Consider the following 21,644-nt stretch of genomic DNA (forward strand, 5'->3'; position numbering starts at 1 on the left):
ATTGAAGGAAAATCTCTTGGCTTTTGGCAATACCACGTTGACCGAAGCGACCCTATCGAATCTAAAATCGGTCGAATACCAATGGGTACGGACTCTGTATGTCGAAGGCTACGCTGACGAACAGATTAATCACTATATTCGTACTTGCTTTGGCGGCGATGACCTTTTTGCCGACCTATTTCGTAAAGTCGCACTCTCGCAAGAAAGCCTGTATGTACTACTTAGGCATTTGGGCTGCGCGCCGTCGAGTCGTGAGTTATAGACGTTATGCTTAATTGTTTGCAATCCAAAGCTGATAGAAGTCGCTATAGCCGCTTTTTCTGACCTGTACACCACGCACTTGCTGAGCTTTCGTTACCTCTTCTTGTCCACAAAATAGCGCGACGCAGGTTTTACTCTGGTATAAGCCGCTTTCAATTTCTCGCAGCGCGACCAATGGCTTGTCTTTGCCGACTGCCTCACGGATTTTTGCTTGGTGATCTTCCATTTGTGATGGTGTCAACGCAAACCTGAGGCCTGTCGCCACACTTAACCATTCATACATCCCATACTCAACTGGCGACTCAATAATCTCTTCGATCAACATCAGATCAGCATGCTGAGACGCCATCTCAGGTCGACTAATGTCATCGACAATGAACACCTCTAGCTCCAAACCAGTGGAACGAATTAATCGATGCAGCCATTTGGTGTTGCGAATTAAACTTGGGATGGTCCAGATAGGCTCAGCAATCACAATTCGACCTTCAAGCTTAGGCAGCGGATCTGCGCTAACTAACTGATTCGTATCGTGATGAAACTCTACCCCTTGCACCGCGCTCTGGCGATCATAGACAGACTTTTGCTCACGGATCACTTCAGCCAGTTTGTGCCAAGTCTCGACACTGATTTGGCTATCTTTTCGCGGATGAAAAGTCAGGTAAGAGAAAGCATTGATTGACTCCACCTCAATTTCACCGACCTCTTGGTTAAAACTGAGGGTGTTTTCAATCACATCACTGTCATGAGACAGAGTCACACGTTCAAGCAAAGCCCCTGTGGAGTAATATTCGGTGTGCGCTTTTAAGCACAGTTTTTCACCATTCCACTGCTCTATTCGGTATGGTCCTGTACCAATATGATAAGTGTACCCTCCACCAAATGAGCGTGTCTCTCGACAAGCAATCGCAGCGTTAGGCATTGACAACATATACAAAAATAACGAGTTCGGATAATGAAGAGTGATCTGTACGCAATGATCTGAAAGGGCTGATATACGGTCGATACAACGCCCGAGCTCTTGTACTGGACCTGAGAAAGTTCGTAAGCGCTCAAGACTCCAGATCACATCGTCAATGGTTAACAACTCGCCATCATGACGATAGACATTAGGACGCAGCCAAAACGTAATGGTATTGGTGTCGACTTCCCAAGTATGTGCCAGTGCGGGATGTAAATGACCATCTCGATCTTGCTTAATCAGTACATCGTAAACGCTCTTGACGACTTGCAGTTCTGAGAGCCGAAATGTTTCGACCGGATCAACCGTATTAATCCAAGGATAAGATGAAATAAGTACCGAATTATTGGCTTCGTTAGAATGATTGAGCGCTTCTGTTGCAATGTTGAGCGCCCTCACTGCCACCGCACCATAATGGTCGAGAAGTTTAGCAATCAATTTAAAATGCGCTTTTTCCAACTCATGAATTAATACTTGAGTCAGCGCTTGTTGCATGGATTTATTGATCGTCAGTTGACTGCTTTTACTGCGACCAATGGCTGGTCGCCAGTTAATCCATTCCAGTTGCGCCAGTTTGCGCATCACCGTTGAGACATTTCGTCTTGAAGTGCACAGTGCCGTTTCTAGTTCGTCAAGTCCAACTGCACAATCGGTATTGGAGGGATAATGCTTGATTAGTAGCTCAAGATATCTAAGATTAACATCGTTCACAACGACTCCACGTTAGAATAACCTACCTGCTAAAATAGCATAAGGAGCCCTAAAGGTAGAGCTCCAACAGCATTAACGCTTAGAAATGGTAGCTTAAACCTAGAGAGAAGACGTTAATATCTGCATCAATTGTCGCCGTTGCGCTAGCAAGCTTGACAACTTCGAGCTCAGGATTCATGTAATCCCATGTCGCCTCAAGGTGGAGGTTATCCGTCAGCGCAAATTCAGCGCCAATACCATAGATACCTGTCATGGTGGTATCAGACATTGTTGTGTAGCCTGACGCGCCAACGACTGAATTACTAACCTTAAACTCAGCATTGAAGTAAGCGATGCCTGCTTTAGCATAAAGGCTGAAACGATCAGTCAATGGCAAGATAGCTTTAGGCTGAAACGCTACAAACTTCATATCACCGACAGTTACAATATCGCCGTCCAGTGCATCGTATCCACCAATCGCGCCCTCTAGAGCAAAATACTGGTTGAATTGATAACCTGCATAGATTTTGCCAGCCAAGCTAGAGTCGTCTTGCATTTCTAGTGCTTCGCTACCACTCATTATTGCTGAGTTTAATGATGCATTGGCGTGGTCGAATTTAGCTTGACCAATAGAACCACCGACATACGGGTTTGCGTTTGCGATCGAACATGCGGTAAGAAGTGCTACCGCAACAACTGTTTTTCTTAACATCGTATCTACTGCCTATCTTATTGAATAATTAGAATATTTGCGCATCCTTAAGCAGCCAATGTTGTCCATAGCATTGGGTTTTACAACAGCGAAGATAGTAGAGGGATAGTGATAAATTAAACACGCACAATTTTGTCGTAATTTTTCTACATTTAGCTTATTCGGGGGCCGCAAAGCGTCGCCAAGGTAGCTAAAAGCTTGGATTTTAATGATGTCACGCTCAATATAATGAAATATAAAGATCGCTTTCATTAATAATTGAATAGTCAGTCGCAGGACAATTGCATCGCTATTTAGCCCTGCAGCAAGGAATTGCTACTCTGTTGAGCACAAATTGCAGACATAAAAAAACCCGGGACAAAGCCGGGTTTTGGTTACAAAAACTGTTAGTAGTCAAATAGTAAGGAATCTTGCTAACAGCCAGCTATGCGTAACGCCAGGTCTGCTCTCTACTTAACTGATCAGCGGCCAAACCAAAATTGTTAAGCAGAGACACAAAATGGGCGACCTCGCGGTCGCCCTTATCGTTATTATTACCCTTTCACACCGCCGGCGGTTAATCCTCCGACCAACCAACGCTGCGCAAGTAAGAATACGACGGTAATTGGTAGTGCAGACAACACTGCTGCTGCTGCAAAGTCACCCCATAAGTAGTTCTGAGGGTACAAATACTGCTGCATACCAACCGCTAATGTATAAGAGTCTACATCAGAAAGCAGTAGAGATGCTACCGGAACTTCACCTACAACCATAATGAATGACAGGATGAAGACGACCGCCAAGATAGGCACTGATAGGGGCAGTAGAACCAATCTGAATGCTTGCCAAGGCGTTGCACCATCGAGTGCAGCGGCTTCTTCTAGTGAACCATCGATGGTTTCGAAGTAACCTTTGATTGTCCATACATGCAGAGCGATACCGCCTAAGTACGAGAAGATCAGTCCACCATGAGTATTTAACCCCAAGAACGGAATGTACTGACCCAACTTGTCAAACAGAGCGTAAAGCGCAACCAGCGCCAATACGGCAGGGAACATTTGAAAAATCATCATCGCTTTTAAGATGGTGTTTTTACCCTTGAACTTCATCCGCGCAAACGCATAAGCAGAAGTGGTTGATAAACACACGATCATAATCGATGAGATACCCGCAACTTTTATCGAGTTCCATAACCAAGTCAGTACCGGAAATGGTGGTGGCGTCACCGTGCCATCAGCGCTGGTTATTGAGAAGCCGAGTGCCAATTTCCAGTGATCGAGAGACGGATTTTCCGGGATGATGCTCCCCGTAGCGAAGTTACCCTCACGAAACGAGATAGCGATAATCATCAGTAGTGGAAAGATAATCAGTGATAGGAACACCCACATAGCGACATGAGTAGCCCACACACGGTATTTTAAAGAGTTACCTTGTACCATTGCCATTTTCGTTTCCTTAATCCTGAGCGACTTTCGTTACACGTAGGTTGAGTAGCGCGAGCGCACCTACAAGTAGGAAGATAAGTGTTGCGATTGCACTTGCGAGACCAAAGTCTTGACCACCCGCGCCTTCAAAGGCAATGCGATAGGTGTAGTTCACAAGCAAGTCGGTGTAGCCTGCAGGCTCTGAGGTTCCAATCATGTTTGGACCACCTTGAGTCAGCAACTGGATAAGAACAAAGTTGTTGAAGTTAAAAGCAAAGGCCGCAATCAACAAAGGTGTTAACGGTTTAATCATCAATGGCAAGGTGATCTTGGTAAAGTTCGAGATAAAGTTCGAGCCATCAATCGCTGATGCTTCATAAAGATCATCAGGAATCGCTTTTAATAGCCCCATACACAGGATCATCATGTAAGGGAAACCCAGCCAAGTATTGACGATAAGGATCATGCTTTTCGCCAGAATAGGGTCAGAGAACCATGAAGGGCTAATGCCAAACAGGCCTTCTAAAACCATATTCACTTCACCAAAGCTTTGGTTGAATAAACCTTTAAAGATCAGAATAGAGATGAACGCTGGTACGGCATAAGGCAGAATCAGTAACACACGATAGATAGCACGTCCTTTCAGCGCTTCCCACTGCACTACGCTGGCCAGAATCAGGCCGATGAATACGGTCAGAGCCACACTCACCGCCGAAAAGATAATCGTCCAAATGAAGATACTGATAAACGGTTCTTTAATGCCGTCATCTTTCCATACACGCTCGAAGTTATCGCTACCGATGTTAACCACAAAGCCGGGCGAGACAGTGTCACCCACAAACTGACCGCTATCATCTACAGGTTGGTAAAAGCCCGAATCAATATTAGGACGTAGCAGCTCTTGAGTACGGTTGTTGTAGAGTGATTCACCGTCGTCTTGCAGGGTATACAGTGGCACGACAGCGGCAAATTTACGTAGACCACTCATACGAATGTCTTCGCCGTTTGGTAAATGCAAATCCAGCTCAGACAACGTCGGGCGGTTTTGAACGATGGTCTTAATTGTCTCTTTCTGACCATCAATACCGTCTACAGGCGCAAGATCAAGGTCAGAGAGCGAAAGGGTCGCTAGATCAAAGGCGTCAGTGGCTAAAAGCTGATCGCCATCTTGAATCGCAATACGTTGACCTTGCTCGGTGTTATACAAAGTGAAAGGATAACTTTTGCCACTTTGAAAGGTTCGATCAAGCAACACAGTCTGTGCTCGTTCGTAAGAGAGTTGGTTTTTTGCACTGTAGTTTGTGAAAGCAAGACCAATGGTGTATGCCAAAGGGAATAGGATGAACAAAATCATCCCCGCAATACCCGGGTAGATATAGCGATGGGCATAGGTCTTTTTACTACCAAAGATAAAAAGTGCCAAAGCAGTAAGAATGACGGTAAGAAGGGCAAAGGCCATCTCACCGCGTGAATACATTAAGATTGTCGCGTAACCGTTAAGAATACCGATAGAGCCGAGAAGCCCCCACTTAACTAAGACACTTTTACTTGAAGGCAAGCTCGTTGTGGGTGATGTCATAACATCTGTACCTTGAACTGACTGCATATGAGAACCTGCTAGCGATAATATAAAAAGAGAAATGAAGGAGGGGTTACCCCCTCCTTAAAAGGGTAAAGAATTATTTAGTCATTTGTTTATCAGCGTCAGCCAGTGCTTCGTTGACTGATTGGCGGCCATCAACGATGTTGATGATTGCGTTCTTCGCGCTGCCCCAGAAAGCATTCATCTGCGGGATGTTTGGCATAATTTCGCCATTCATTGCGTTATCCATTGTTGCCGCGATGCGTGTATCGGCATCAAGCTCACGTTGGAAAGAGTTTAGAGCAACGGCGCCAAGTGGTTTGTCGTCGTTCACTTTACGCAGACCATCATTGGTCAGTAAGTAATTCTCTAGGAACTCAACCGCAAGATCTTTATTTGGTGAAGCTGTGCTGATACCAGCAGTAAGAACACCAACGAATGGCTTAGAAGATTGGCCGTTAAATTTAGGCAGTGTCGTCACACCATAGTTGATGCCAGACTTCTCGATGTTACCCCAAGCCCATGGACCATTGATGGTCATTGCGGTCTTACCTTGGTTGAATGAAGACTCAGAAACTGAGTAATCCATATCAGAAGAGATCACGCCTTTATCAACCAAACCTTTAACGAAGTTCATTGCATCTTTGACGCCTTCGGTGGCAATACCCGCATCTTTGACATCGTAGCCTGCTGCGCCATATTTGAAGGCATAACCACCGTCAGCCGCCATCAAAGGCCATGTGAAGTACGGTTCTTTCAGGTTCCACATGATCGCAGACTTGCCATCGGCTTTAAGCTTGGCATCAATCGCCGCGACGTCTTCCCAGCTCTTAGGTGGATTTGGCACAAGATCTTTGTTGTAGATAAGTGATAGCGATTCAACCGCGACTGGGTAACCAATGAGCTTGCCGTTGTACTTCACTGCATCCCAAGCGAAGTCAACGATACCCTCTTTTAGTTCTTTCGATGGGTTGATTTCAGCTAGCAGGCCTGCTTCTGCGTAACCACCAAAGCGGTCATGAGCCCAGAACACAATATCAGGACCGTCACCAGTCGACGCTGTTTGTGGGAACTTGTCTTGAAGTGCATCAGGGTGAGCAACCGTCACTTTAATGCCTGTGTCTTCTTCAAATTGTTTACCTACTTCAGCGAGTCCATTGTAGCCTTTATCGCCATTAATCCAGATAGTAAGTTGACCTTCTTCGATAGCAGCGTTTGCACCAAATGAGCCAAGGGCAACGAGAGTGCCAAGTGCCACTGTGCTTAGGGCGTTTTTCATGTTGATATCCTTTTTTATATTTGTGTTGTAGGGCGCAACCTGAGGTTTCGCCGTATTTCAACAGTGATTCTCAGCCAAACTGACAAAAGACTCATCCTCCTACTCCCTACGCCCTTGCTATTATGAACTATTTTCGTGATCCCCATCGTTATAGGATGGCGACCGGCATCACAAATTAATCGCTTAATGTGATCAAATGCACCATAGACACAGAGAAATATTTGAGCTAGATCGCCCTATGTAGTCTACTCCCTCAAATCGCTCCTCCCCTGCTACTACCCCTGCATTTTTTTTGCTTAGGAGGATGTCTTAGGCGGCGTATTTTTCCAAACTAGCTACATCCAAGAGTGGATGGTAAGAACCCTTTCCAGTAACACAACGTAATGGTGACTGGTTACAATGCCGCAGGGTTTGCTTAAAGTACTCAAGTCACGTAGGTATTCAGGTTACTGATTCATTCGGGGGAGAAGCTTGAGTACATGGGGGAAGCAAACTTAATTTGGCTTGGTGGGTGGTGTGAGAAGCTCCATCACCCATATTTTCTTACCCTTTGAAAAATTAAATCCATTCCTTACCAAATTCCTACTGTTATTGCCTGCTCCATAATTCATATAATGATAGGCAGTAAATTATAAAAATTGATCGAGGGCGAGCTAAATGGCGAGTGTCACGTTAAAAAATGTATCTAAAGCTTACGGTGACGTACTGATTTCCAAGAACATTGATTTAGAGATCCAAGAGGGCGAATTCGTTGTATTCGTCGGTCCATCAGGCTGTGGTAAGTCGACACTACTGCGTTGTATTGCAGGCCTAGAAGACATCACATCCGGTGATCTTTATATCGGTAATGAGCGCATGAACGAAGTCGAGCCGTCAAAGCGTGGTGTCGGCATGGTGTTCCAGTCTTATGCGCTTTACCCGCACTTAAACCTTTACGATAACATGTCGTTTGGTCTTAAACTGGCCAAAGCCAGTAAGGGTGAAATTGACAAGCGTGTTGAACAAGCCGCAGAAGTTCTGCAATTGAGCCACCTTCTTGAACGCCAGCCAAAGGCACTATCTGGCGGTCAACGTCAACGTGTTGCTATCGGTCGTACTCTGGTTTCTCAACCAGACGTATTCCTCCTCGACGAACCACTATCAAACCTTGATGCGGCGCTTCGTGTCCAGATGCGCTCAGAAATCACCAGACTTCAACGTAAACTGGGCTGCACCATGATCTACGTTACCCATGATCAGGTTGAAGCAATGACCATGGCAGACAAAATTGTGGTTTTAGATGCTGGGTTCGTTGCTCAGGTCGGCAAACCGCTCGAATTGTACCATTACCCTCAGAATCGCTTCGTCGCAGGCTTTATCGGCTCACCAAAGATGAACTTTATGAGTGTGTTCATTGAAGCAGTCGAGAAAGAGCGCGTGATGGTACAGATAGCAAACGGGACCTCATTCTGGATACCTGTCGATGGCACCACAGTTACGCGCGGCGAGCGTATGTCATTAGGTGTTCGCCCTGAGCATCTGCTGCCTGCGAACGAAGGCGATGCAACCATCGAAGGTGACGTTAACATCGTTGAGAAACTTGGCAACGAGACACAAGTTTACTTGCACATTGATGCCGCTGACGCTGACATGATTTATCGTCAGCCAGACACCTTAGCGGTTGAACCAGGCGATAAACTTGCGGTTGGTATTCCGGCCCATCGCTGTCACTTGTTCCACAGCGATGGTAAAGCGTGTCGCCGCTTACACCAAGAAGCCGGTGTTGATTTCGAATAACCCACAAATGATGATAAAACCAAGCCCAGCGTCAATGCTGGGCTTTGTTCATTATAGGTTTAATCAATTAACTAACGAATAGGTGTATAACCATACTCTTCAATTAATGCGCGCGTTTTCTCGCTCTGTAAGTAGTCAATAAAGCCGCGCACGTTCTGATCAAGAGTTTCAGTGTTATACAGCACTAAAAATGGGCGTGATAGTTGGTAGGTGCCATTAGCGATCGTCTTACTGCTTGCTTTGACGCCTTCAAATTCAATCGCTTTGATTGACCTGTCGACTGAACCTGTCGACACAAAACCAATCGCTTGTTTATTATGGTTAACGATGGTTTTAACCATGCTGTTGCTGTTCACCACTAAATTCTCTGGGTTGATGTCTGACACTAAGCGGTCATTAAGCACTTTGGTCAAGCCCATTAAGCTTTCAAAGCTATAACGCGACCCAGAAGAGGCTTCGCGAGTCACTACGGCGATGGATTGATCATTACCACCTAACTGCTTCCAGTTGGTCACTTTACCTTTATAGATATCAAACAGCTGCTCACGAGTAATATTTTCAATCGGATTGCCCTTATTGACAATCACGGCCAAACCATCAAAGGCAATTGGCGTGACGGTCAGCGTTTCATCTTGCTCACTCTCGGTCAAATAACGAGAACTCATGCCAATATCCGCAACACCTTTTTTAACCAACGTAATCCCTGCGCTTGAACCTACACCTTGCACCGCTACATATGTATCACTTTGAGTACGATTATAGTGTTCGGCTAAGACATCCATAACTCGAGCGACTGAAGTTGAACCAGACACATTTACCTCTTCAGCCCATAATGGCGCCGAGAGTAGCGATGTCGATAAAAGTGTAACGAGCGCAACACGAAGCATAATTTTTTCCCAATCGTTGTGATAATGTAGTTAACCGCGGTTATGTTAAGTCGATTTGATGACATTTTTGTGAAAACCGATACAGACATGCTTAGATCTTGTATCTACTATGGTTAAACAAAGATATGGTCAATATCGATCACTGCAACGTGCGGAAAGAACAACGTTATGGGACTGGTAAGTTTGCTACAAAGACAGGTCGAAAGCAGAGCGCAGCTTATTTGTAAGCAGCGCAACCAAAGCACGCCCGCCGAACTTGGTAAAGCTTGCTACGAGGTGCTAAACAACGGTGTCGTATTTATTAAACAGCACTTTCTACTCGATTCAAGCCACTGCGACTACACAAACCCCGTCGCGAAAGTAGAGTGGAACGGCGAGCTGAATCAATGGCAACTGTTCATGCCTCATGAAACCGAGCTAGAGGCGTGGATGCCCTACCCCTATCTGGCACAAAGCAGTGATTTGACCGCTATTACTCGTGAAATAGCCAAAGATCCTAAAGCGATGTTTTGGACAGATTAACACCAGAAATGACAAGGGCGCTCAATGAGCGCCCTTGTTGTTCGTGCCGTTAGCGATTATTCCGCCGCCGCTGAAGTTTGGTCGTCAGACTTTACTTCATCAAACACTTGGGTTGGCTTTGCAACCAAACTGCGGTTTTCTTGGTTAACATCGGTCAACACCACTTCAACCACATCGCCAAGGCGATAGATGACTTCTTTATCGATTGAGACCGTACCATTATCGCTATTGCACTCGAGACGTTCTTTGTTTGCAAGAATCAACGTGCCCGGAACAAAAGCTGCAGCACCATTTTCCACCAGACGGATTCGCATACCTGCACGGTTAATATCAAAGATCTCACCGTTAAACTTAGTTTGCTTGCTCGGCTCGTCAGCCAATGTACGAGCGTAAAGCCAATCACCAACATTACGTTCCGCCATTTTATGATGCTTACGATGCAACGCGAGCTCTTCTCCCACACTGTCATCTGCCGTTTGCACTGGAGCTTTACCCAAAATATGTGCCTTAAGCATACGATGGTTGATCATATCGCCATATTTGCGGATCGGTGATGTCCAAGTCGCGTAAATATCAAGGCCCATCGCATAATGAGGTAATGGCTGATTACCAATTTCACTGTAGCTTTGGAACTTACGAATACGGTTATCAAGGTAGCTGGTTTCTTGTTGAGTCAACCAACGGCGCAGCTCGGCAAATCCTTCAAGTGTTGCAACTGAATCAGCAGTAAAAGGCAACTCACCTTCTGGGTTGATGAAACTGATCACCTCGGCGATTTTCTCAGGTTTGAAGCCTGCATGAGTGTTGAATACGCCTGAGTTAAAAGCGCTGCGTAAAATACGGCCAGCACAGATGTTGGCGGTAATCATCGCCTCTTCGACCAAACGGTTGGCACTGCGACGAGTTTCCGCATGAATCGCCACTACGTCATTATCTTCGCTTAATTCGAAGCGGTAATCGGGACGATCGGGGAACACCACTGCGTGCGTTTCACGCCAGTTAGCTCGTGCCAACGAGAAGTCATACAAATCACGGACGATTTGCGCAATCTCTTCACTCGGCTGCCACTGCGGTGACTCGCCATGCTCGAGCCAATCTGAAACATGATCATAAGCAAGGCGAGCATGCGATTTAACGTTCGCGGCAAAGAATCGAATGTCGTCGCCAATCACGCCTTGTTTATCAATGGTGACCGTACAGCAAAGCGCCGGACGAACTTGATCTTGCATTAATGAACACAACTCATCGGCAAGGTCACGGGGCAACATTGGAATATTGCGCCCCGGCAGATAAATCGTAAAGCCACGTTCACGCGCAACTTTGTCCATTTCGCTATCAGGAGTGATATAAGCGGTTGGATCCGCAATCGCAACCGTCAGTTCGAAATCACCTGACTGCGTTTTTTTCACATACAACGCGTCATCCATATCCTTGGTTGACTCACCATCAATGGTAACAAAAGGAATATCAGTCAGGTCAATACGTTGCAGATCAGGGTCATCGATAATTTGCCAATTTTCAATCCCAGCAGGTTCACTGTTCGGTAAGTCGTTCTGCGCTAACGTCACCCACCAAGGCGCAATTTTGTCGTCAGCGTCAGTAATCTTTTGTGAAATTTCGACAAAGAAGCCATCGTCACCTTTCAGCGGATGACGAATAAGATGTGCAACAACCCAGTCTCCCTCTTTAAGATCATCACTCTTGATGCCTTTGCGCGTTTTTGCTTTTAGCGACAACTTTTTCAATTGCGGATGATCAGGCGAAACATTGAGCTTACCTTTCAACAGCTTCACACGACCGATAAAACGATTTAGGCCTTGCTCTAACAATGTTTCTGGCTCAGCAACTTCTCGCTCATTTTCAGTGCGGATAATCGCTTGGACTTTATCGCCATGCATACATTTCTTCATGTAGGGAGGCGGAATAAAGAAGCTTTTTTTGTTGTCCACTTCGAGAAAACCAAAGCCTTTCTCTGTCGCTTTGATCGTGCCTTCTTTTTTAGGAAGCGTTTCTTGAATTTGCTGCTTAAGTTGAGCCAGTAGAGGGTTATCTTGAAACATCTATCTTGTTTTATCCGAGTCAGTATCTAACCAAAAAATTTCGCACACTATATCATCGCGACTATGGGCTCGCTAGCGCGCAAGTATCACAATCTGGTGATTGGCGGGCAATTCAATCGCTTAACAACCAAATTAACATGCTGATTATTTAACCACATGCCACGATTTGGTGACGAAAATGTGAACAGAACAGCTCAATTCAAAGAAGAATTGTGATGAATTTCAATTTTTTCTGGCTTTTTTTATGTATTTAAGGAATAATCCGCACCCTTAATTACGTCCCTAGTGGCTTGATGCGATTTACGACTTTTCCGCATCTGAACGGAATCAGCTCTTAACTGGATTGGTATTGGAATTGGTAGAGCTCGTGGGACCTTTTGTTGACATAGATATAGTAGGATCCCAATGACAGATTCTGTAATTCAGTTTAGCGATTTAGCGCTTAACGACTCTCTCCTTTCCGCTCTTAACGATATGGGCTTTGTTTCACCAACACCAATTCAAGCGGCTGCAATTCCGCATCTATTGGCTGGTAAAGATGCACTAGGTAAAGCACAAACAGGTACAGGTAAAACTGCTGCCTTCTCTCTTCCGCTATTAAACAAAATCGACTTTAATCAGCGTAAGCCACAAGCTATCGTTCTTGCTCCGACTCGTGAGCTTGCGATTCAAGTTGCGGCAGAAATCAAGAACCTTGGCCGAAACATCTCAGGACTTAAAGTTCTTGAGATTTACGGTGGTGCATCAATCGTTGATCAAATGCGTGCACTAAAGAATGGTGCGCAAATTATTGTTGGTACCCCTGGCCGTGTTCAAGACCTTATTAATCGTGACCGCCTGCACCTAGATGAAGTGAATACTTTCGTTCTAGATGAAGCAGACGAAATGCTTAACATGGGTTTCGTTGATGACGTAACTGCTATCATGGAGCACTCTCCAGCTTCTGCACAGCGCGTTTTATTCTCTGCAACTATGCCTCCAATGCTGAAAAAGATTGTTGAGCGCTTTTTGCGTGACCCTGAGACTGTCGACGTGGCGGGTAAAAACCACACGGTAGATAAAGTTATACAGCAATTTTGGGTTGTAAAAGGCGTAGAGAAAGACGAAGCAATGTCACGTCTGCTAGAAACTGAAGAAACTGACGCGTCAATCGTATTCGTACGTACTCGCCAAGATACCGAGCGCCTAGCCGATTGGCTATCTGCACGTGGCTTTAAAGCATCAGCACTGCACGGTGACATTCCACAATCACTGCGTGAGCGCACTGTTGATCACATCAAACAAGGTGTTATCGACATCTTAGTCGCGACTGACGTTGTTGCTCGTGGTCTTGATGTTGCACGTATTACACACGTATTTAACTACGATATTCCATTCGATGTTGAGTCTTACATCCACCGTATCGGCCGTACTGGTCGTGCAGGACGTAAAGGTAAAGCGATCCTTTTGGTTCGTCCTAACCAACTGCGTATGCTTCGTACTATCGAACGTGTAACTAAGTCATCAATGGAAGAGATTCAACTTCCACACCGTGACAAAGTGGCAGAGTCACGCTTAGCTAAACTTGGTGCTGAGCTAGAAACTGAAAAAGAACACAAAGCATTAGAGAAATTCTCTACGCTGGTTGAAAAACTGCAAGAGTCTCTAGAGCTAGACGCCGCGACACTCGCTGCGATTCTACTTAAACGTCAGCAAGGTAAGCGCCCACTATTCTATGTTGGCGAAGACCCAATGATTGAAGCCATTGAGCGTGATAAGCTACGTCGCAAAGACCGTCGTGAAACTGGTCGTGATGGTCGTGAAGGTGGCCGTCGTGAAGGTGGTCGTAGCACCAACAACCAAGACTGGGATACTTACCAGTTGCAAGTTGGTCGCGAGCAAGGCGTTCAAGTTAAAGATATCGTTGGCGCACTAGCGAACGAACTTGGTCTAACTAAAGGTTCTATCGGTGCAATTAAACTTGCACAAGGTGAAACTTACGTTCAGCTACCAAAAGCAATGTCTTCTGAAACTGCAGGTAAACTGCGCAAACTACGTATTCGTCAAAAGCAAGTCGACGCTGTTGTCTGTGACTTTGATGATTTCCGCGAGCCTCGTGGCCGTCGTGAAAGTGGTTTCCGTAGTGGCGGCCGTGAAGGTGGTCGTAGTGAAGGTGGTTACCGCGGTAAACGTGAAGGTGGCGCTGGTCGCGATGGTGAACGTCGTTTCGACCGTAACCGCGGCGGTGACAACCGTGGCAACTTCCGTGGCGAACGTGGTCATGGTCGTCGCACTACTGAAGCTTAAGCTTCAAGCATAGACAAACAAAAAAGGATACGCAGTGCGTATCCTTTTTTTATGGTGGAAACAAATTTATTCGTTTTTAGCAAAGATGTACTTATCCATTAAGGTTACCATTCGGCCAATCTCTGGTTTGGTAATCGTATCGTTAGCACCCAACGCTAAGGCTTTGGTACGGTTATCTTCACTCATCAATGATGAAAACATGACGATAGGCATTACCGAATAAGCGTCACTTTCACGCAGACGTTTCACTAAGTGCATACCATCCATGCGTGGCATCTCAACGTCCGTAACCACACCGTCAATAAACTCACTGATTGGCATATTCTCTTCTTTTGCCACTTCAATAAGGCTCATCAATTTGTCGTGTGCTTCACCACCATCTTTACACGCGATAACGTTGTAACCTGCAGAACTTAAAGTGTCTTGGATCATTGAACGAATGAATGCTGAGTCATCAACCACCATTACCGTCTTCGCGTTACGTTTAGTGATCATACGCTGATTCAAATCTACCGATTTGTCGACGGTCACATCGTATTTTTCCATACTCAATTCTGGGTTGATGTCGGCAATGATCTTCTCGAAATCCAGAATCATGATCAGGTTGCCATCTTTACGGACAACAGCGACAACACAATCTTGCTCACCCGCTTCTAAGAATTGGCTTGGCGATTCAACATCGTTCCACGAGATACGGTGGATACGGCTTATGCTATCGATAAGAAAACCGTTGGTCATGTTGTTAAAATCGGTCACGATCACAAACTTACGTTTTAAGTCTTTGTTGGTCGGAACGTCGAGCCAACCTGCCAAATCGACTAAAGGCGTTAAGACATCTCGCGAAGAAAAAACCCCCACCATATGTGGCTGCGCATTCGGATAATCTGTCGTTTCAGGGACCTGAATGACTTCACGTACCTTGGCGACATTTATTCCGTAATAACAGGTTTTTTTGCTTCCATCAGCAAGCTCTTTCACTAGGTGAAACTCAATGATTTCTAGCTCATTGGTACCACTCTCCGTCAATATCGTACTACTTGATCCGCTCATAATTCTTCTTTCTTAGTTTGATCACAACATATTATCGTCAATAGTCGCTGATACTTTTGTTCTTTTTAACTGTAAAGCAAAAGTTTGTAAATCGAATAGACCGCGTTACTTCAAAGTTCTGCTTTTCTTCAATCAAATTACCCGCAAACTACTCAATCGCTTGCCAATGGTAAGGCATATTCAATCCCCATCGCTGGAATTCTTTGCGCGAATAGATCGCTTGCCCTTGATTATCCGTCACGATAGGAATAATCGGTTCGTGCCCGGTTTGAATGATCTCATTGACGAGATTAGCAGCGCGTACACCCTGACTACGCCCAAATAAAACCACACCACCAGCCGCTTTATTCTCTCCTACTGCAAAATCCCAGAAAGCAAAAATCGGTAACGGTGAATGGCGGTTCGTCCATGAGATGACCTCTGTAGCAGCCACATTATTGCCCTCTTCATCGACGAGTGTTTGATACAAGCCGACAATAATGACACTGAAACCTGCTTGTTTTGCATTAAGGACTTGCTGCTGCCATTGTGCCATCGTTTCTATCGCTTCAATATCAACGTCAATCCCCAGATTGTTTTTAATTAAACGGTACTGCTTTTCTATATAGTCTTTAGCAATCTTCGACGTCACACCAGAATCAAACAAAATTCGAACCGCAAACGACTCACTAGCAAATAGGCGGCGAAGTTCACCCAGAGATTTGACAAACGATGGTCGCTCTAATACTCCCGTCACCTTCGCTTGACCGCGATATTGCGTCAATAACGCTCGCGGGTTGGCATTAATTCCAAGAAAAACAATAGAGATAGGTTGTTGATACAACTTCGGCAATAGGTAATTCAATGCGTTGTCATCGCCCAAAATCACAATCTCTGGCTGGTACTGTTGGTAGACCGCAAAGGCTTTGTCAGCTTGAGCTTGGTGTTTTTCTACAGGAAGCCGTTTGGTGTCCATTTGATAGGTCATCAGCTCCACACCTGGTTCAAGGGTTTCGGTCAACCCTTGAACATAGCTAGCGTCCCACGGGTACTCCGAGTGATAGCTTTCTATTAAAAGTACTTTTGTCGCCCAAACCGGTGACGCAAATAACAGCCATATCCAGATCCAACGCATCGCACCGCTCCCACTAAGGTATGAGTTGAGTGTAGTTGGCTTAGCGTAACTCTCCAACTCTGAGCGCACTCAATATTTGTTTAATGACTATACTGATAAAAACGAGGAAATTTATGAGCCGCAGCAAAGACATTGAAGATTGCCATGATAATCCACTCTATAGCCGCATAGGGCGGCGTATTATCTTAATCATGGTTTTGCTCAGTGGCGCCATCACTGTCTTTACTACGTTATTACAACTTTCGTGGGACTATACTCATGAGTTCGGTGCCGTCGAACAACGGCAACTGGAAGTACGCGATATTCACGCACCCTTGATAGCCTCTGCACTGTGGAATTTTGATCTTGTCACGCTACAACAAGAACTCGATGGTTTAGTCAATCTACCGAAACTCGACTATTTACGTGTCACCAGTGATGATTACCAATTTGAGTCAGGCCAATCCGTTACTGAACATGCGATTACACAACAATATACCTTACTCTATCACCACCCCAACTCTTCTCTCGTCGAGTCAATCGGAACCATTTTTATTCAAACCGACGCGAAGGAAATATACGACTACCTTATCACGCAGGCAATTTACACTCTGTTTTTAAACGCAGCCAAAACACTGCTTGTCTGTTATCTGGTGCTTATGGTCTTTCACAAAAGCGTCAACCAACGAATTTTTGCTATCGCTCAATACCTAAGAAAATACAACCCTCGTCACCCTAAGGAGCCTTTAACCCTTGAGCATCATGCCTGGATAACCGAGAAGCAGGATGAACTTGATTGGCTTGGAGATGAGACCAACAAAATCACACAAAATGTCACACTGCTTTATAACAGCATTAAGCAAGAACGAGAGAGGTTCCACGAGTTCGCCCACATCTCTTCCGATTGGTTGTGGGAAACCAATGCGTTAGGTGAGTTAGTTTACTGCTCTGAAAGCATGCAAGAAGCGCTAGAAGTTCAGCCCGACACCAAGCCACAACTGAGATCGATCCCTGCCCTCGCTGATTGTGAAGCATTACTGCAATATTTAGCGCGCCAAGGTGACTTTAGTCGTTGTGAAGTGAGTTTGACCCTGAACAGCATCACGCACTACCTGTTATTTCAAGCCAAGGCCCGTTTTGACAACAGCCATTTCATCGGCTTTCGCGGTACCGCGCTCAATATTACTGAGCTTAAGCTAACCCAAATCGAGCTAGAGCAATTCAATCAATCACTCGAACATACGGTGGCGGTACGGACATTGGATCTAAAACAGAGTATGGAACAACTGCAGCGCACCCAAGACAAACTGATCGAATCTGAAAAGCTCGCCGCCCTCGGAGGCTTAGTTGCAGGCGTTGCCCATGAGGTCAACACCCCTCTCGGCATCGCGGTGACCGCCACCTCAGTGATTCAAGAGACCGTCAATCAAGCGAAACACGCTTTTGCTACACAAACGCTGACCAGTGATCAATTTGAATCGTTAATGGCAACACTGAGTGAAAGCCATTCGATGTTAGAGCACAACCTCAATCGCGCCGCAAAACTGGTACGCGACTTTAAGCAAACCGCGGTTGATCAAGTGTCTGAAAGTCGCAGCAATTTTAACGTCTATCAAGTTCTCGACGCACTGTTGGCTAGCCTTCACCCAGAGACACGCAAAGTGCCCGTCATACCACGTATTGAGGGCGATACGTCAATAACCATGAGTAGCTTGTCGGGCGTACTAACTCAGGTGATTTCGAACCTAATCATGAACAGCATTAATCATGCGTTTGAACACCAAAACGAACCCAAGATTGTAATTGAACTAAGACAGCAAGATGAAGACGTTATCGTCGAATACCGTGACAATGGCGCTGGCGTTGACGCATCACTCCATCAAAAGATTTTTGAACCTTTTTATACCAGTAAACGAGGCATGGGCGGTTCAGGATTAGGATTGAATTTGGTGTTCAATTTGGTACATAAAAAACTTAAAGGGCAATTGCACTTTGATTCACAGCCAAACAACGGGGTTCACTTTACCTTTACTTTACCGCGCACCCTGCCAACTGACTTAGACGATGAATAAGTGATAGAGGGTGGCGGCCTATTTCGCGCCGTTTGCAGTATTCAAACGCTTGACGGTCGAGCGCTCAACTAAAGTCGGTTCTAATTGAACAATCTGCGCTTCACACAGCGCATCCGCCAGCTTTTTTAACACCGCTTCAACTGCCGCTTTACCGAGGCGATACTTAGGTTGGTGAATGGTGGTGAGTGAGGGAGTCATAAATTTGGCAATATGGATATCATCATAGCCAATAATCGAAAGCTGTTCCGGGATAGCAACCCCTTTCTCATTGGCCGCGTTGATAACACCCAATGCCATCATGTCGTTACAAACGAAGACAGCGCTCGGTAACGGTCCATTTTGATACATTTTATTGAACGCTTCGTAGCCACCTTCACATTCAAAATCAGATTCAATGATCCAATCTGAATTGAAGTTTAGTCCGACCTCATTTAACGCGCGTTTGTAACCCTCGTAGCGCATTTGAGCCTGATGCTTGACCAACGGCCCAGTAATACAGCCAATATCTGTGTGGCCGTTATCAATCAGGTGTTTGGCGGCCAAATAACCACCACGCAACGAGTTATCTTGAATTTTGTCACTGGTAAACAACATTGGTCCCCAATCCATCACCACCACAGGGATGTCAGGGTATTGTTCAAATACTTCGATACGTTCGCCCTCAAGCGAGGAACACATCAAAATCAATCCATCGACCCGCTTTTGCAGCAAGGTATTGATTGACTCACGCATCCGGAGGTTATCACCTTCGGTATTGCACAGAATAAGATTGTAACCTTGCTGATAACAACTACGTTCAACCCCTTTGACCACTTCGCCAAAAAATGGGTTGGTTGAAGTGGTCACCAACATACCAATCGTTTTGGTACGATTCACTTTTAAACTGCGCGCCAACGCTGAAGGACGATAGTTTAGCTCCTGAGCCGCTTGGTTTACTCGCTGAGAAATCTCTTCACTGACAAAACGAGATTTATTGATGACATGGCTCACCGTAGAGGTCGAGACTTGCGCCAGTCTCGCAATATCTTTCATTGTCGCCATGTTACTTACTCCGCATATGTGCTGTCAGTTAACTGTGCTCAGCTAAAAACGCATCGACTTCTTGACGTGATGGGATTGAGGTTTGAGCCCCAAAACGCGTCACCGAGATAGCCGCAGCAGCATGAGCAAACTTAATTGCTGATTCTAAAGGCAAATCCTCAAGTAAACCAGTGACCAATGCCCCATTAAAAGTATCGCCCGCTGCGGTGGTGTCTGTCACATCAACCTTAAAACCTTCAATCAATTGACCACGACCGTTCTGGCTAAGCCACACCCCTTTTGCGCCAAGCGTAATCATCACGATTTCAATGCCTTTTTGATGCAGTGCATTCGCCGCTTGTTGCGCACTGTCATTATCACTGACCGTGATCCCCGTTAGCACTTCGGCTTCGGTTTCATTGGGCGTAATCACATCTACGCAAGCGAGAAGTGCGTCAGACAAGGTATGCGCGGGGGCTGGGTTTAGAATCACGTTGGTACGCGCTTGCTTTGCCACTTGTGCGGCCTTTTCAATGCCACACATCGGCGTTTCAAGCTGCATCAACAAGTACTTGGCTTGGCGAATCGACTCTAAGTCAGGCTCAAGAGTCTCAGCCGTCAGCTTGGCGTTCGCTTCTGCTGAAATGCAAATGCTGTTTTCACCGCTATCTGATACCTGGATCATCGCAATCCCTGTTGGGCAATTGGGCACCATTTTCACACCCGCGATATTGATGTTATCCATTTTGAAATTTTCACGAATGTTGATGCCAAACGCGTCATCACCCACACAGGCAATAAAACCGGCATCGGCGTTTAATCGCGCCGCCGCAACTGCTTGATTGGCACCTTTACCACCCGGAATAACTTGATAGTTACGACCATGCAACGTCTCGCCTGGGCGAGGGAAAGAAGGCACTTGCAGAACATGGTCAGCGTTAACACTACCTAAAACCACTAACTTATTCATAAGGTTGTCCTCGGCTCGATTGAGCCCAATAGATGTGAACAGGAGAAATAGTGATGTGCTCTGCGACAAAACACATGGCTATTGGCCCTCCTTACCGAAATCACAAATTAAAACGGCAAGGAGGACAAATTATGGCTTACTCAGTAATCACTTTAAGAGGTACTGGGATGTACTCTTCTACTGCCATGCCTTTAAGCACTTGGTCAGCCGTTTCAATGCCTAGCGCACCAATCAGGTCTGGTTGCTGAGCAATGGTCGCTGATAATTTGCCACGTTTAACGGCTGCAATACCGTCGTCGGTACCATCAAAGCCAACAATCATCACATCTTTGCCCGACGCTTGTACTGCGCGCAGTGCGCCCAATGCCATCTCATCGTTTTGTGCGAAGACTGCTTGGACATCTGGGTTGGCCGCCAGTAGGTTTTCCATCACGTTAAGACCTTTGGTACGGTCAAAATCAGCAGGTTGGCTGGCTAGCACATCCATCTCGCTGCCTTTAACCGCGTTCATGAAACCTTCACCACGCTCACGTGCCGCTGAGGTTCCTGCGATACCTTCCAGTTGAATGACTTTCGCTTTCATGCCGACTTTTTCAACAATGTAGTTACCCGCCATTTCGCCACCAACCACGTTGTCAGATGCGATATGACTGACAACTTCACCACGGCTGGCACCACGGTCTAAAGTCAGTACAGGAATGTTTGAGCGGTTTGCCATACGAATCGCATTAGACACAGCGTCAGAATCTGTTGGGTTAATCAAAATGGCTTTCACACCACGAACTGTCAGATCTTCGATGTTCGAAAGTTCTTTGCTCGGGTCATTTTGTGAATCAAGTACAATAAGCTCATAACCAAGTTCTTTCGCTTTCGCCTCTGCGCCATCTTTCATCGTGACAAAAAATGGGTTGTTTAGCGTTGACAGTACGATAGCCATCGTATCTTGCGCTTGCGCCGAAACAGAAACAGTTGAAGAAAGTAGTGCCGCAGAGATAAGAGTTGCGAGTTTTTTCATTTTCTCAG

Annotated in this window: 17 protein-coding genes; 5 read left to right on the plus strand and 12 right to left on the minus strand. The window is 45.7% G+C overall.

Features of this window, described 5'->3' with window-relative positions; translation table 11 throughout:
• Positions 1 to 16 precede the first annotated feature (16 nt).
• Entirely contained in the window at positions 17 to 262 is a 246-nt protein-coding gene (locus BS19_RS02770) for a hypothetical protein (protein WP_038173197.1), read from the plus strand.
• A gap of 9 nt (positions 263 to 271) precedes the next feature.
• On the opposite strand, the gene BS19_RS02775 is transcribed toward BS19_RS02770, so the two are convergent.
• From BS19_RS02775 to malE, 5 genes are all read right to left on the minus strand, one after another.
• Positions 272 to 1,930: an ABC transporter substrate-binding protein gene (locus BS19_RS02775; RefSeq protein ID WP_038173198.1), complete on the minus strand. Its 1,659-nt coding sequence runs from the start codon at positions 1,928 to 1,930 to the stop codon at positions 272 to 274.
• A 79-nt stretch (positions 1,931 to 2,009) separates the two neighbouring features.
• Entirely contained in the window at positions 2,010 to 2,621 is a 612-nt protein-coding gene (locus tag BS19_RS02780; protein WP_051686478.1) for an outer membrane beta-barrel protein, read from the minus strand.
• Positions 2,622 to 3,154: 533 nt separating this feature from the next.
• Positions 3,155 to 4,045 (minus strand): maltose ABC transporter permease MalG, encoded by an 891-nt coding sequence (gene malG / locus BS19_RS02785; RefSeq protein ID WP_038173199.1) that lies wholly within the window; start codon positions 4,043 to 4,045, stop codon positions 3,155 to 3,157.
• A gap of 10 nt (positions 4,046 to 4,055) precedes the next feature.
• Positions 4,056 to 5,630 (minus strand): maltose ABC transporter permease MalF, encoded by a 1,575-nt coding sequence (gene malF / locus BS19_RS02790; protein ID WP_038173200.1) that lies wholly within the window; start codon positions 5,628 to 5,630, stop codon positions 4,056 to 4,058.
• A 73-nt stretch (positions 5,631 to 5,703) separates the two neighbouring features.
• Complete coding sequence (gene malE, locus BS19_RS02795; protein ID WP_038173201.1) at positions 5,704 to 6,885, minus strand: maltose/maltodextrin ABC transporter substrate-binding protein MalE; 1,182 nt, start codon at positions 6,883 to 6,885, stop codon at positions 5,704 to 5,706.
• Positions 6,886 to 7,542: 657 nt separating this feature from the next.
• Here malE and malK point away from each other — a divergent pair.
• Entirely contained in the window at positions 7,543 to 8,661 is a 1,119-nt protein-coding gene (malK, locus tag BS19_RS02800) for a maltose/maltodextrin ABC transporter ATP-binding protein MalK (protein WP_038173202.1), read from the plus strand.
• A 71-nt stretch (positions 8,662 to 8,732) separates the two neighbouring features.
• Here malK and BS19_RS02805 read toward each other — a convergent pair whose 3' ends face one another.
• Positions 8,733 to 9,548 carry a phosphate ABC transporter substrate-binding protein gene (locus tag BS19_RS02805; protein WP_038173204.1) on the minus strand — a complete coding sequence of 272 codons (816 nt, stop codon included), beginning with the start codon at positions 9,546 to 9,548 and terminating at the stop codon, positions 8,733 to 8,735.
• 168 nt (positions 9,549 to 9,716) lie between these two features.
• Here BS19_RS02805 and BS19_RS02810 point away from each other — a divergent pair, with 168 nt between their 5' ends.
• Positions 9,717 to 10,070: a DUF3024 domain-containing protein gene (locus BS19_RS02810; protein WP_038173205.1), complete on the plus strand. Its 354-nt coding sequence runs from the start codon at positions 9,717 to 9,719 to the stop codon at positions 10,068 to 10,070.
• A 56-nt stretch (positions 10,071 to 10,126) separates the two neighbouring features.
• Here the strand turns inward: BS19_RS02810 and rnb are convergent, their stop codons facing one another.
• Positions 10,127 to 12,130 carry an exoribonuclease II gene (gene rnb / locus BS19_RS02815; protein WP_038173206.1) on the minus strand — a complete coding sequence of 668 codons (2,004 nt, stop codon included), beginning with the start codon at positions 12,128 to 12,130 and terminating at the stop codon, positions 10,127 to 10,129.
• Between the two features lie 405 nt (positions 12,131 to 12,535).
• Here rnb and BS19_RS02820 point away from each other — a divergent pair, with 405 nt between their 5' ends.
• Positions 12,536 to 14,416, plus strand: coding sequence for a DEAD/DEAH box helicase (locus BS19_RS02820; RefSeq protein WP_038173208.1), 1,881 nt, complete (start codon positions 12,536 to 12,538; stop codon positions 14,414 to 14,416).
• 66 nt (positions 14,417 to 14,482) lie between these two features.
• Here BS19_RS02820 and BS19_RS02825 read toward each other — a convergent pair whose 3' ends face one another.
• Both BS19_RS02825 and BS19_RS02830 read right to left on the minus strand, forming a co-directional pair.
• On the minus strand, positions 14,483 to 15,466 hold the full coding sequence (locus BS19_RS02825; protein WP_038173209.1) for a chemotaxis protein CheV: 984 nt from the start codon (positions 15,464 to 15,466) through the stop codon (positions 14,483 to 14,485).
• Positions 15,467 to 15,614: 148 nt separating this feature from the next.
• The gene (locus BS19_RS02830) at positions 15,615 to 16,580 is read right to left on the minus strand and encodes an ABC transporter substrate-binding protein (protein WP_038173210.1); all 966 of its coding nucleotides are present in this window, start codon (positions 16,578 to 16,580) and stop codon (positions 15,615 to 15,617) included.
• Between the two features lie 113 nt (positions 16,581 to 16,693).
• Between BS19_RS02830 and BS19_RS02835 the strand changes: the two genes are divergently transcribed.
• On the plus strand, positions 16,694 to 18,631 hold the full coding sequence (locus BS19_RS02835; RefSeq protein WP_157631120.1) for a sensor histidine kinase: 1,938 nt from the start codon (positions 16,694 to 16,696) through the stop codon (positions 18,629 to 18,631).
• A gap of 18 nt (positions 18,632 to 18,649) precedes the next feature.
• Here the strand turns inward: BS19_RS02835 and BS19_RS02840 are convergent, their stop codons facing one another.
• From BS19_RS02840 to rbsB, 3 genes are all read right to left on the minus strand, one after another.
• A complete protein-coding gene (locus BS19_RS02840) occupies positions 18,650 to 19,672 on the minus strand; it encodes a substrate-binding domain-containing protein (protein ID WP_038173212.1) in 1,023 nt (340 codons plus the stop codon).
• A gap of 28 nt (positions 19,673 to 19,700) precedes the next feature.
• Entirely contained in the window at positions 19,701 to 20,621 is a 921-nt protein-coding gene (gene rbsK / locus BS19_RS02845) for a ribokinase (protein WP_038173213.1), read from the minus strand.
• 136 nt (positions 20,622 to 20,757) lie between these two features.
• Entirely contained in the window at positions 20,758 to 21,636 is an 879-nt protein-coding gene (gene rbsB / locus BS19_RS02850) for a ribose ABC transporter substrate-binding protein RbsB (protein ID WP_038173214.1), read from the minus strand.
• Positions 21,637 to 21,644 lie beyond the last annotated feature (8 nt).

Source organism: Vibrio pacinii DSM 19139 (genome assembly GCF_000711795.1).
Lineage (GTDB): Bacteria > Pseudomonadota > Gammaproteobacteria > Enterobacterales > Vibrionaceae > Vibrio > Vibrio pacinii.